The 11,804-nt window shown below is 61.1% G+C and carries 10 protein-coding genes; 3 read left to right on the top strand and 7 right to left on the bottom strand.

Features of this window, described 5'->3' with window-relative positions:
• Positions 1 to 74 precede the first annotated feature (74 nt).
• The 7 genes from BN1130_RS20655 to hslR all read right to left on the bottom strand — a co-directional run bounded on the left by BN1130_RS20655 (position 75) and on the right by hslR (position 7,183).
• Positions 75 to 539, bottom strand: a complete 465-nt coding sequence (locus BN1130_RS20655; protein WP_042044314.1) for an outer membrane lipoprotein — start codon at positions 537 to 539, stop codon at positions 75 to 77.
• Positions 540 to 720: 181 nt separating this feature from the next.
• On the bottom strand, positions 721 to 1,146 hold the full coding sequence (locus BN1130_RS20650) for a GNAT family N-acetyltransferase (RefSeq protein ID WP_042044424.1): 426 nt from the start codon (positions 1,144 to 1,146) through the stop codon (positions 721 to 723).
• 209 nt (positions 1,147 to 1,355) lie between these two features.
• Entirely contained in the window at positions 1,356 to 3,158 is a 1,803-nt protein-coding gene (locus BN1130_RS20645) for an aminopeptidase P family protein (protein ID WP_042044313.1), read from the bottom strand.
• Positions 3,159 to 3,192: 34 nt separating this feature from the next.
• Complete coding sequence (locus BN1130_RS20640; RefSeq protein WP_042044312.1) at positions 3,193 to 3,858, bottom strand: GntR family transcriptional regulator; 666 nt, start codon at positions 3,856 to 3,858, stop codon at positions 3,193 to 3,195.
• A 165-nt stretch (positions 3,859 to 4,023) separates the two neighbouring features.
• The gene (gene pckA, locus BN1130_RS20635) at positions 4,024 to 5,649 is read right to left on the bottom strand and encodes a phosphoenolpyruvate carboxykinase (ATP) (RefSeq protein ID WP_042044311.1); all 1,626 of its coding nucleotides are present in this window, start codon (positions 5,647 to 5,649) and stop codon (positions 4,024 to 4,026) included.
• A gap of 148 nt (positions 5,650 to 5,797) precedes the next feature.
• Positions 5,798 to 6,682: an Hsp33 family molecular chaperone HslO gene (hslO, locus tag BN1130_RS20630; protein ID WP_042044310.1), complete on the bottom strand. Its 885-nt coding sequence runs from the start codon at positions 6,680 to 6,682 to the stop codon at positions 5,798 to 5,800.
• A gap of 102 nt (positions 6,683 to 6,784) precedes the next feature.
• Complete coding sequence (gene hslR, locus BN1130_RS20625) at positions 6,785 to 7,183, bottom strand: ribosome-associated heat shock protein Hsp15 (RefSeq protein WP_042044309.1); 399 nt, start codon at positions 7,181 to 7,183, stop codon at positions 6,785 to 6,787.
• 186 nt (positions 7,184 to 7,369) lie between these two features.
• Here hslR and exeC point away from each other — a divergent pair, with 186 nt between their 5' ends.
• Genes exeC through gspE form a run of 3 tightly spaced genes read left to right on the top strand, consistent with a single transcriptional unit; the run spans position 7,370 to position 11,798 of the window.
• Positions 7,370 to 8,236 carry a GspC family type II secretion system variant ExeC gene (gene exeC / locus BN1130_RS20620; protein ID WP_042044308.1) on the top strand — a complete coding sequence of 289 codons (867 nt, stop codon included), beginning with the start codon at positions 7,370 to 7,372 and terminating at the stop codon, positions 8,234 to 8,236.
• Between the two features lie 20 nt (positions 8,237 to 8,256).
• Positions 8,257 to 10,290 (top strand): GspD family T2SS secretin variant ExeD, encoded by a 2,034-nt coding sequence (gene exeD / locus BN1130_RS20615; protein ID WP_042044307.1) that lies wholly within the window; start codon positions 8,257 to 8,259, stop codon positions 10,288 to 10,290.
• On the top strand, positions 10,290 to 11,798 hold the full coding sequence (gene gspE / locus BN1130_RS20610) for a type II secretion system ATPase GspE (protein ID WP_042044306.1): 1,509 nt from the start codon (positions 10,290 to 10,292) through the stop codon (positions 11,796 to 11,798). Before exeD ends, gspE begins: the two co-directional genes overlap by 1 nt.
• Positions 11,799 to 11,804 lie beyond the last annotated feature (6 nt).

The raw sequence follows: 11,804 nt of genomic DNA, 5'->3' as shown, positions 1-11,804 counted from the left end.
TCGCAGACCCGTAAAAAAGCCCTCGCATGCGAGGGCTTTTTCTTTTGGAGCCACAGGCGGCTCCTCGGATTGCATCAGGGCACCACAGCCACGTTGACGCTGCCGTTGCCCTGGGTCAGCCGCACCTTGGCACCAGGCTGGAAGCTGGGATCGGCCTTCTGCACCACGACGATGGAGCCGCCGTTATCTTGCTTGATCTCCAGCTCGACACCATCGACCTGATTGAGCTTGTCACCGGCGGCCTTGCCCGCGGCGGCACCCGCGATGGCCCCCCCTGCGGCAGCGATACTACGCCCGGTGCCCCCCCCAATGGTGCTGCCGAGCAGGCCGCCGACCACACCGCCTCCTATGGTGCCGAGGATGGAGTTCTCCTCCGCCTGGATCTTGACCGGACGGGTGGAGACGATGGTGCCGTAGTTGACGGTCTGCACTTGCTTGGCCCTGTCTTTGGTGTAGACATCGCCAGAATAGACATCGCTGTTGGCACAACCGGTGATGGCTGTGGCCAGCAGGGCGATGAGGGTCAGTCGTTGCAACATAATGGTTCTCCTGAATTTGACTACAAATTGGGCATCCTGGGTCACTCTACCCCTCTCTTCACCATGATGGCACCCTCAAAGTGTAACCAAGTATGTTGTATCCAAGCTGGCTCACTCCGAGGTCTTGGCAGGGTTTTGGCATAGCTCCGTCAGCCTCTGTCGGATCGCGCTCTACTGCCTGTTATGGGGAGGGTGATGGGACTAGCTGGTGCTCGAGCAGGCACCTATCCTCCCCCGGTCCGAAGTAGGCGGGCTCCAGCGCCAGCTCGCGATAGCCGAGCCGCTCATAGAGGCGCCTGGCCGGATTGGCCGGATCGACGGTCAGTCGCACCTGCAGGCAACCTTGCGCCAGCAGTGCTTGCTCCAGACTGTCGATGATGGCTTTGGCCAGTCCGAGCCCGCGGGCCTGGGGCAGGACCGCCAGGGAGAGCAGCCAGCCCTGGGTTCTGTGCTGTCCCACGCCCCCCAAGCCGTAGCCGAGCAACTGCCCCTCGCGTTCGGCGACCAGCAGCAGTTCGGGCCACAGATCCATGGCCTGGCGAAAGAAGAAGTCGGGGTAGACGGCGTCGCCGAATACCTGGGATTCAATCTGCCAGATGGCATGCATGTCGGCCGGGGTGGCAAGTCTGAGGGTCGGGGTCACTGGGGCTCCGCTGGTTGGCGAGTGCGCGAGAAATGGTCGGCAAGGGTAGCCCTAGTCGAGAGGGGATTCAAGCGGTGGCGAGGTGGCGGTAAGTGTGGCGTTGTCTATGTGGCTGCCGGGGGCAAGAAACGAAACAGGGCCATGAGGCCCTGCTTTTATGAGGCTGACTGCAATCAGATGAGGTCGGTGGCCTGCTCCAGCCAGGCGAGATCCTCGCCTTCCAGCAAGGGGCTCAAGCGACGATAAACCTCGGCATGATACTCGTTTATCCAGCGGAACTCATCCTGGCTGAGCAGGCTGCGATCGATCAGGCGAATGTCGAACGGCACATAGGTCAGTCGCTCGAAGCCCAGCATGTCGAGCTCACCCTGACGGGGCAGTTCGATCACGATCTCCAGGTTCTCGCAGCGAATGCCGAACGCATCTTCCCGGTAGTAGCCGGGCTCGTTGGAGAGCACCATGCCCGGCATCAGCGGTACCAGACTGCCCTTGGGCGCGATGCGCTGGGGGCCTTCGTGCACGCTCAGGAAGTGGCCCACACCGTGGCCGGTACCATGGTCGTAGTTATACCCGGCCTGCCAGAGCGGCATGCGGGCCAGCACGTCGAGTTGGATGCCCGAGGTGCCGCGCGGGAAGCGAGCCTGATCCAGGGCGATATGACCCTGCAGCACGCGGGTGAACATGGCCTTGTGCTCCTCGGTCACCTCACCCACCTTGACGGTGCGGGTGATGTCGGTGGTGCCGTCCAGATATTGAGCCCCCGAGTCGACCAGATAGATGGCGTCCTGACCGAAGCCGCGCGGCACCCCGTTGGTATGGCGGTAGTGGCACATGGCGGCGTTGGGACCGAGCGCCGAAATGGTGTCGAAGCTGGGTTCGACATAGTGCAGCTGTTCCTTGCGAAACCCTTCGAGCTGATCCGCCAGGCTGGCTTCATCGACCCCGTCGAACTCACCGGAGACGATCAGGCGATCCAGCCAGGCGAGGAAACGGGTGACGGCCACGCCATCGCGCAGGTGGGCGGCACGCATGCCCGTCAGCTCAGTCTCGTTCTTGCAGGCCTTGGGCAGCATGGTGGGATCTTGACCCGCGACCAGGATGGCACCCGCCTCTTCCATGGTCAGTTGGGCCCAGGCGTTGGCGGTGTTGGGGTCGGCCAGGACTTTTTGTTGATCTTCACCGATGCGCTGGAGCAGGGCTCCCAACTTGTCGGTGGGGTAGACGGAGACATCCTGCCCCACATGCTGGCTGAAGGCGATGCAGTCGAGCTTGTCGGTATCGACGAAGAAATCCATGCTGGCGTTGGCATAGAGCACACCGAATCCCAGTACCACGGGCAGACGCTCGACATCGCGACCGCGCAGGTTGAGCAGCCAGTTGATGGGCTCGGCCTGGGTCAGCAGCACGGCGTCCAGACCACGCTTGCGCAGGTCGCTCGCCAGCAGCTCGCGCTTGGCCTGGCTGGATTGGCCGGCCAGCTCTTCGCTGTAGAACATGACGGGGTGCTTGCCGGGGGCAGGACGGTCCAGCCAGTGCTGGTCGACGGGATTGTCGGTGATGGCGACGAGGGTGATGCCGCGCTCGCCCAGTTGGGCATTGGCATGCTGGTACCAGGTCAGGCTGTGCAGACGGGGATCGAAGCCGACCCGGTTGCCCGGCTCAAGCTGATCCGCCAACCAGCTGACATGGGGATCCTCATTGAGGTGCAAGAAGCTGAAGAGGTGGGCCGGGGTCTGCATCCGGGCCTGGACAGTGTAGCGACCATCGACGAAGAGCGCGGCCTGCTTGGCCAGGATGATGGCCAGACCCGCCGAGCCATTGAAGCCGGTCAGCCAGTCCAGGCGCTCGGCGTGGGCCGGAATGTACTCCCCCAGATGTTCGTCATCGTGGGGCACTATGAACGCGTCCAGTTCCTGCTGGGCCAGGGTGGTCCTGACTTGGGCGACGCGGGTTTCAATGATCTCGAAATGGTTCATGTCGTAATTGCCAGATAGTTGTTCGATGAGCGGTTCAGCCGGGCTGACCGTGGCTGAGGATCTGTCCGATGGACAGGCCTGCCGCCTGTATATGCTGCTTGAGCAGCACGGCAGCCTCGTGTTTTCGCCTCGCCCGGCACAGGGCCAGCAGTTCGGCATGTTCGCGCTCCGCCTTGTCTACACCACCTTGGGCAAATAGCAGCTCGAAGCGCACGTAACGGTCGCAACTCAGATTGATTTGGGCGATCAGCTCCATGGCCTGGGGGCGATTGGCGGCCTGATAGAGGGTGGCATGGAAGCTGTGATTGAGCTGGGCCCAATGCTCGACCCGGGTCCCTGACTCGAGTGCGGCATCGAACTGATCGAGAATGGCCTGGGCGTTGACGAAGGTCTCCTCCGTCATCAGATCGACGGCGTGAAACAGGGTATCGGCTTCCAGCAGGGCTCGCAAATAAAAGAGCTCGGCCACGGACTCGCTATCGAGTCGGGTGACCACGGCGCCGCGATGGGGTTCGAACTTGACCAGCCCCTGAGCCTCCAGCTGCATCAGGGCCTCCCGCACCGGAATGCGGCTGACCGCCAGCTCCTTGGCGATGGCGTCCTGGCGCAAGGGGGCGCCGGCCGGGAAGTCTCCGCGCAGTATCCTGGCTCTGAGGTTGTCCATCACCATCTGGGTGCGGGTCTTGTAGATAGGCGTCATGGTTGTGTCATGGGGGCAGGTTGCAAAATTGTATATTGTATAAAGTTTGGCTGAATCTAACGCGCTCGCGCCGGCAAGGCAAGGTGGCGCTGGACCAATTGCCAGATGTTGGTCAAAAAAATACCGGCCAGCAGAGCTGACCGGTATGGCAGTGCGGTGGGGCTGTTACAGCTGAGGGCCTGCGGCTACCAGCTGTTTGCCTTCGTCGTTATCGGTGAAGCGTTCAAAGTTCTTGATGAAGCGCATCCCCAAGTCCTGAGCCTTCTCATCCCACTGGGCGACCTCGGCATAGGTATCGCGAGGATCCAGTATGGCCGGGTTGACGCCGGGCAGGGCGGTCGGGATTTCCAGGTTGAAGATGGGCAGCATCTTGGTCTGTGCCTGCTCGATGGAGCCATCCAGGATGGCGTCGATGATGGCGCGGGTGTCCTTGATGGAGATGCGTTTGCCGGTGCCGTTCCAGCCGGTGTTGACCAGGTAGGCCTCGGCGCCGGATGCTTCCATCCGCTTGACCAGTTCCTGACCGTACTTGGTCGGGTGCAGGCTGAGGAAGGCCGCACCGAAGCAGGAGGAGAAGGTCGGGGTCGGTTCTGTGATGCCACGCTCGGTACCGGCCAGTTTGGCGGTGAAGCCGGACAGGAAGTGGTACTTGGTCTGTGCCTTGGTCAGCTTGGAGACCGGGGGCAGCACGCCGAAAGCATCGGCCGTCAGGAAGATCACCTTGTTGGCGTGACCGGCCTTGGAGACCGGCTTGACGATGTTCTCGATGTGATAGAGGGGGTAGGAGACCCGGGTGTTCTCGGTGCGGGAACCATCATCGAAGTCGATGGTGCCGTCTTCGGCCACGGTCACGTTCTCCAGCAGGGCGTCGCGACGGATGGCGTTGAAGATGTCCGGCTCGGCCTCCTTGGAGAGCTTGATGGTCTTGGCGTAGCAACCCCCTTCGAAGTTGAACACGCCGTCGTCATCCCAGCCGTGCTCGTCATCGCCGATAAGCGCACGCTTGGGATCGGTGGAGAGGGTGGTCTTGCCGGTGCCGGAGAGGCCGAAGAAGATGGCCACGTCGCCCTCCTGACCCACGTTGGCGGAGCAGTGCATGGAGGCGATGCCGCGCAGGGGCAGGAAGTAGTTCATCATGGAGAACATGCCCTTCTTCATCTCGCCACCGTACCAGGTGCCGCCGATGAGCTGGATCTTCTCGGTGAGGTTGAAGGCGACGAAGTTCTCGGAGTTGAGACCCTGCTCCTGCCAGTTCGGGTTGGTGCATTTGGCTCCGTTCATCACCACGAAGTCAGCCTTGAACGTCTTCAGCTCGGCCTCGCTGGGGCGGATGAACATGTTTTTGACGAAGTGGGCCTGCCAGGCCACCTCTGTGATGACACGCACCGCCAGACGGGTGTCCGGGTTGGCACCGCAGTAGCCATCGATGACAAACAGACGCTTGCCACTGAGCTGTTTGGTCACCAGGGATTTTAGATGTGACCAGACTTCCGGGCTCAGTGCCTTGTTATCGTTCTTGCCCTGGTCAGACCACCACACAGTATTCTGGGTAGTGGCGTCCTTGACGATATATTTATCTTTCGGGGAGCGGCCGGTAAAGATACCGGTATTGACATTGACGGCGCCCAATTCAGTTACTGTACCGCGTTCGAATCCTTCCAGGTCTGGGCGAGTCTCTTCTGTGAAAAGCTGCTCATAGGAGGGGTTACGCAGGATTTCTACGGCGTTATGGATGCCATATTGCTCCAGTTGTAACTGTTGGGCCAGGGTGGGTTCTGCCACTATTGTCATTGTATTCTCCTGGGTTCAGAGGTGTGTAGGGTTCTATCTGGCATCAACTCTACCACTTAGGTAGTAGAATTTAGCGACCTTCATCAAACTTTATAAAGTAGGGTATTTTTTTGTTATTTAAGTTAAAGGCGGGTTTCCCCGCCTTCATTTAGTGTAACTGGTTTGTATCATTACCGGGAGCCCCGCTGAACAGGGTTTCGACATCGATCGCATCAAAGGGATACTGGGCGCCGCAATAGTCGCAGTGCATCTCGATCTTGCCCTGCTCCTGCAGCATCTCCAGCACTTCAGCCTTCTCTACCTGCAACAGGGCACCCTCGCAGCGCTCCCGCGAGCAGGTGCAGCGGAAGGCGACGGCCTGGGGATCGAACACGCGTACCTTGTCCTGGTGATAGAGGCGATAGAGGATCTCTTCGGCCTCCAGACCGAACAGCTCTTCATCCTTGATGGTGCTGGTGAGCTGGGTCAGGTGGTCGAAGTCGATGCTGTGATCCTCACTCTGGGATGGCAGCTCCTGCAGCAGTATGCCGGCGGCGCGGGGTTGGCCCTCATGGTGTCCGGTGCGGATCCAGAGCTTGGTGGCGAGCTGTTCGGATTGGGCGAAATACTGCTCCAGGCAGCCGGCCAGGGTATCGGCCTCCAGGGCAACGATGCCTTGATAGCGCTCACCCTGCTCGGGGGTGATGGTGATGACCAGCTGGCCGTTACCTATCAGGCTCTGCAGTTTGCCATCGCTGGGCAGCTCCCCTTCATGACGGGCGACACCGCGCAGCTGCTGGTTGTTGTCGCCATTGATGACGGCCAGACGCACCGGGCCATCCCCTTGCAATTGCACGGTAATGGAGCCTTCGAACTTGAGGGTGGCAGTGAGCAGGCTGGTGGCGACCAGCAGTTCGCCCAGCAGCTGTTGTACCTGAACCGGATAGCTCTGCGCCTCGATCACGTGGCGATAGGTGCTATCCAGCTGGACCAGCTCACCCCGCACTTCGTACTCTTCAAACAGATAGCGATACAGCAGATCTTGGTGACTCATCTCATCTTCCTTCGGGGTGGTAATAGGTTGGGCACCCGGCATCTTGGGTCGGGTGTGAACTTTCTGGCGTACATGTCGTCATACAGGGGTCATGGACTCAGGTCAGTATTGCTTTACCCGGATCAGCTGGCGGCGCTCCTGCTTGTCGGGGCGACGCTCGGGGCTAGGCGCAAACTGGCTGTTGAAGCGGCGCGCCTCGGCATTGTCGGCCCGGCGTTTGAGGCTCTCGGGGGTCTCTTCATACATCAGTTGGGCGAGGGGGGCCGATTTGCGCTGCTCGCTCAGGGTGAGCACTCGCACCTCCCGCTCATCCTGACCCTGCCAGAAACGGATCAGGGCGCCGAGCTCGACCGCCTTGCCGGGTTTGCTGCGCTGGCCGTTATAGTGCACCTTACCCCCTTCGATCTGCTCCCGTGCCAGACTGCGGCTCTTGTAGAAGCGGGCGGCCCATAGCCACTTGTCCAGACGCAGGGAGGATTCGGGCGAAACGGCTTTGCTCATGACGGATTCCGACGATGTGACATGGTGACCGATTATACCAGAGCCGGGGCCCTGGGTTGAATCCGGGCTGCATTGGAGTGATGGCACGAGCATTTTTGACCATCTTGCCCTTTAGGTCAGTTGTCTCAGGCGCCATTGCCGTACACAATGGCTGACCGACTTGGATAGAAAATTATTTTGAGAAACATGACGCTACCGTTCAGGGATGACTTGCTGTCTGCCTTGCTTGCCCAGGGCAAGCGGCTGCCCCTTGCCCGTCTCAGCCACTGGTTGTTCTGGGGACTCTTGCTGCTGCTGGCTCACCAGTGCGCCGGTTTGACCTGGCGCCTGTTCTCTTTGGCGAGTCCGGAGCCGCAGACGGCCTGGCAACCCCGCACGGGCGTGGCGGAGACGGCGAGTCAAGGTACAGACCTGGCGCCTCTCACTCGCCTGGGTCTGTTTGGTCGTGCGGAGCAAATCCAGGCCCAAGCCCAGGTGGCGGCCGATGCCCCCAAGACCCAGCTCAATGCCCAGCTCAACGGGGTACTGGCGAGCTCCAATGCCGCCAAATCCATCGCCATCATCGCCCATAACGGCACCCAGAACTCCTACGGTATTGGTGACTACATAGATGGTACCCAGGCCCGGCTGCGACAGATTTTTGCCGATCGCGTCATCATAGCGCGCAACGGTCGTGATGAGACCCTGATGCTCGATGGTGAAGAGTACGGCAAGCCGTTGCCGGCCAAGGGCAACGCGACAGACAAGTTGGGCGAGGTGCGTGGCGAGCTGATGAGCAATCCGGGCAAACTCACCGATTACCTCAATATATCCCCGGTCCGGGTCGATGGCCGCATGGCGGGCTATCGCCTCAACCCTGGGCGGGATCCCGAACTCTTTAACCAGCTCGGCCTGGTCGCCAATGACCTGGCCGTCAGTATCAATGGGCTCGACCTGCGCGACAATGCTCAGGCGATGCAAGCAATGCAGCAGGTGGCGAGTGCCACCGAGATGACAGTGACAGTCGAACGGCAAGGACAGCTGTATGACGTCTATGTCGGCTTGTCAGAATAATGATCCGGAGTAGTGCACGCATGAGAAATAAAGGGAAAGGCTGGCGCCTGGCGTCTGTGGCGGCGGCCTTGCTGATGACGGGATCCGTCTGGGCGACCGAGTATTCGGCCAGCTTCAAGAATGCAGAGATCGAAGAGTTCATCAACACAGTTGGTAAAAACCTCAACAAAACCATAATCATAGAGCCATCAGTGCGCGGCAAGATCAATGTGCGCAGCTACGATCTGCTCAACGAGGATCAGTACTACCAATTCTTCCTGAGCGTGCTGGATGTGTACGGTTTCGCCGTGGTGCCCATGAACAACGGGGTGCTCAAGGTGGTGCGTGCCAAGGACGCCAAGACCTCGGCCATTCCCGTGGTCGACGACCGTAACCCCGGGATTGGCGACGAGATGGTGACCCGGGTGGTCCCGGTGCACAATGTCTCGGTGCGCGAGCTTGCTCCCCTGCTGCGTCAGCTCAATGACAACGCGGGCGGCGGTAACGTGGTGCATTACGAGCCCTCCAACGTGCTGCTGATCACCGGCCGCGCCGCCGTGGTCAACCGCCTGGTCGAGGTGGTGCGCCGGGTCGACAAGGCGGGCAATCAGGATGTGGACATCATCAAGTTGAGATATGCCTCCGCTGGCGAGATGGTGCGCCTGGTGAGCAACCTCAACAAGGATGGTGCGGCCCAGGGGGGCAACGCCGGCTACCAGCTCACTCCCAAGGTGGTGGCGGATGAGCGCACCAACTCTGTGGTGGTGAGTGGTGAGCCCAAGGCGCGGGCGCGTATCATACAGATGGTGCATCAGCTCGATCGGGATCTGCAGAGTCAGGGCAATACCCGGGTCTTCTACCTGAAATATGGCAAGGCCAAGGATCTGGTGGATGTGCTCAAGGGCGTCAGCTCCAGCATCGAGGCCGACAAGAAGGGCAATGCTGCAGGTGCCACGGCTGGCACCAGCATAGGCGGCGGTCAGCTGGCCATCTCGGCGGATGAGACCACCAATGCCCTGGTGATCACCGCTCAACCGGACGTCATGGCCGAGCTGGAACAGGTGATCGCCAAGCTCGACATCCGCCGTGCTCAGGTGCTGGTCGAAGCCATCATCGTCGAGGTGCAGGACGGCGATGGCCTCAATCTCGGGGTGCAGTGGGGCAATGCCAATGGCGGCGGTACCCAGTTTACCAATACCGGCTTGCCGATAGGGCCTGCCATCATCGCGGGCAAGGATTACCAGGACAACGGCAATACCGAGGGGCTGGAGAACCTGCTGGGTGGCTTCAGTGGCATGGCTGCCGGTTTCTACAAAGGGGACTGGGCCATGCTGGTGACGGCGCTCTCCACCAATACCAAGAACGATATCCTCTCGACCCCGAGCATCGTCACCATGGACAACAAGGAGGCGTCGTTCAACGTGGGTCAGGAGGTGCCGGTACAGACCGGCTCCCAGAGTTCCACCTCGGGAGACAACATCTTCAACACCATAGAGCGCAAGACGGTGGGCACCAAGCTGGTGGTCACTCCCCAGATCAACGAAGGGGACTCCGTGCTGCTCAACATCGAGCAGGAGGTCTCCAGCGTCGCCCAGGCTCAGGCCGCGGGTACGGCCGATCTTGGCCCCACCTTCGACACCCGTACCGTCAAGAACGCCGTGCTGGTGAAGAGTGGCGAAACCGTGGTGCTGGGTGGTCTGATGGATGAGCAGACCAAGGAGCAGGTCTCCAAGGTGCCCATCCTCGGCGACATCCCAGTGCTGGGTTATCTGTTCCGATCCACCTCCAACACCACGGCCAAACGCAACCTGATGATCTTCATCCGGCCGACCATATTGCGGGATGCCAATGTCTATTCCGGCATCTCCAGCAGCAAGTACACCCTGTTCCGGGCCGAGCAGCTGGATCGCGCGGCGCAAGAGGGCTACCTCACCTCGCCACCGCGCCAGGTGTTACCCGAATATGGCCAGGACATCATGGTCTCCCCCGAGGTCCAGAGGCAGATCCAGGCCATGAAGAGCCAGCAGCAGGCCACGGCAGCGAGCGTGCAACCCTTCGTGCAGAGCAAGCCCTGATGGCGGCCTATCAGCTTGATGGCAGCGAACTGTCGGCCCCCCTGCCCGAGCTGCCCTTCGCCTTTGCCCGCAACTTCGGGGTGATCCTGACCGAGCGGGCCGGTGCCCCCGTGCTGATCTGCCGGCCCGGGGTCAGCCCCCAGACCCTGCTCGAGGTGCAGCGGGTGGCGGGTGCCACTTTCGCAGTCGAGCAGATAGAGGGTGAGGCGTTCGAGCAGTTGCTGATGGCCCACTACCAGCGCGACTCCTCCGAGGCGCGTCAGCTGATGGAAGATCTCGGTAACGAGATGGACTTCTTCGCCCTGGCCGAAGAGCTGCCCCAGAGCGAGGACTTGCTCGACGCCGATGACGACGCGCCCATCATTCGCCTCATCAACGCCATGTTGAGCGAGGCGATAAAAGAGGAGGCGTCCGACATCCACATCGAGACCTTCGAGCGGGTGCTGGTGATCCGTTTTCGCATCGATGGCGTGCTGCGGGAGATCCTGCGTCCCCATCGCAAGCTGGCCTCCTTGCTGGTGTCGCGTATCAAGGTCATGTCGCGCATGGACATCGCCGAGAAGCGCCTGCCTCAGGATGGCCGCATCTCATTGCGCATCGGTGGCCGGGCGGTGGACGTGCGGGTCTCGACCATGCCGTCCAGCTACGGCGAGCGGGTGGTATTGCGACTGCTCGACAAGAACAACATCCGCCTCGAGCTCAAGCAGCTCGGCATGACGCTGGCCAATCGCAACATCATCAGCGAGCTCATTCGCAAACCCCACGGCATCATTCTGGTGACGGGGCCGACCGGTTCGGGCAAGTCCACCACCCTCTATGCGGCGCTCTCGGAGATCAACTCCCGGGATCGCAACATCCTCACTGTTGAGGATCCCATCGAATATGACCTGGAAGGGGTCGGCCAGACCCAGGTCAACGCCAAGGTCGACATGACCTTCGCCCGTGGCCTGCGCGCCATCTTGCGTCAGGATCCGGACGTGGTCATGGTGGGGGAGATCCGGGATCTGGATACCGCCCAGATAGCGGTACAGGCGTCCCTCACCGGCCACCTGGTGATGTCGACCCTGCACACCAATACCGCCATCGGCGCCATCACCCGGATGCGGGACATGGGCATAGAGCCCTTCCTGCTCTCCTCCTCCCTGCTGGCGGTGCTTGCGCAACGATTGGTACGTACCCTCTGTCCCGACTGCAAGGAGGCGCGTCCGGTCACGGAGCAAGAGCTGGCATTGATGCGCATCGAGGGCCTGGACAGGGCCAGTCAGCTCTGGCATCCGGTGGGGTGCGAACAGTGCAACCACACCGGCTACCGTGGCCGGACCGGCATCCATGAACTGGTGGTGGTCGATGAGGCGGTACGCGAGGCGGTCCACAGTGCGAGCGGTGAGCTCGCCATCGAGCGGTTGATCCGCCCCCACACCCCCAGCATTCGCCGCGACGGTATCGACAAGGTGCTCCAGGGGCAGACCAGCCTGGAAGAAGTGCTGCGTGTGACTCGGGAAGATTGAGGATAG

The sequence above is a fragment of the Aeromonas rivuli genome (assembly GCF_000820045.1).
Taxonomy (GTDB): domain Bacteria; phylum Pseudomonadota; class Gammaproteobacteria; order Enterobacterales; family Aeromonadaceae; genus Aeromonas; species Aeromonas rivuli.
This window is presented reverse-complemented; position numbering and strand designations above follow the sequence as displayed.

What these genes read in the sequence shown, in the direction of transcription:
- BN1130_RS20655 (WP_042044314.1), bottom strand. Translation starts at nt 539, where the DNA reads ATGTTGCAACGACTGACCCTCATCGCCCTGCTGGCCACAGCCATCACC.
- BN1130_RS20650 (WP_042044424.1), bottom strand. Translation starts at nt 1,146, where the DNA reads ATGCATGCCATCTGGCAGATTGAATCCCAGGTATTCGGCGACGCCGTC.
- BN1130_RS20645 (WP_042044313.1), bottom strand. Translation starts at nt 3,158, where the DNA reads ATGAACCATTTCGAGATCATTGAAACCCGCGTCGCCCAAGTCAGGACC.
- BN1130_RS20640 (WP_042044312.1), bottom strand. Translation starts at nt 3,858, where the DNA reads ATGACGCCTATCTACAAGACCCGCACCCAGATGGTGATGGACAACCTC.
- pckA (WP_042044311.1), bottom strand. Translation starts at nt 5,649, where the DNA reads ATGACAATAGTGGCAGAACCCACCCTGGCCCAACAGTTACAACTGGAG.
- hslO (WP_042044310.1), bottom strand. Translation starts at nt 6,682, where the DNA reads ATGAGTCACCAAGATCTGCTGTATCGCTATCTGTTTGAAGAGTACGAA.
- hslR (WP_042044309.1), bottom strand. Translation starts at nt 7,183, where the DNA reads ATGAGCAAAGCCGTTTCGCCCGAATCCTCCCTGCGTCTGGACAAGTGG.
- exeC (WP_042044308.1), top strand. Translation starts at nt 7,370, where the DNA reads ATGACGCTACCGTTCAGGGATGACTTGCTGTCTGCCTTGCTTGCCCAG.
- exeD (WP_042044307.1), top strand. Translation starts at nt 8,257, where the DNA reads ATGAGAAATAAAGGGAAAGGCTGGCGCCTGGCGTCTGTGGCGGCGGCC.
- gspE (WP_042044306.1), top strand. Translation starts at nt 10,290, where the DNA reads ATGGCGGCCTATCAGCTTGATGGCAGCGAACTGTCGGCCCCCCTGCCC.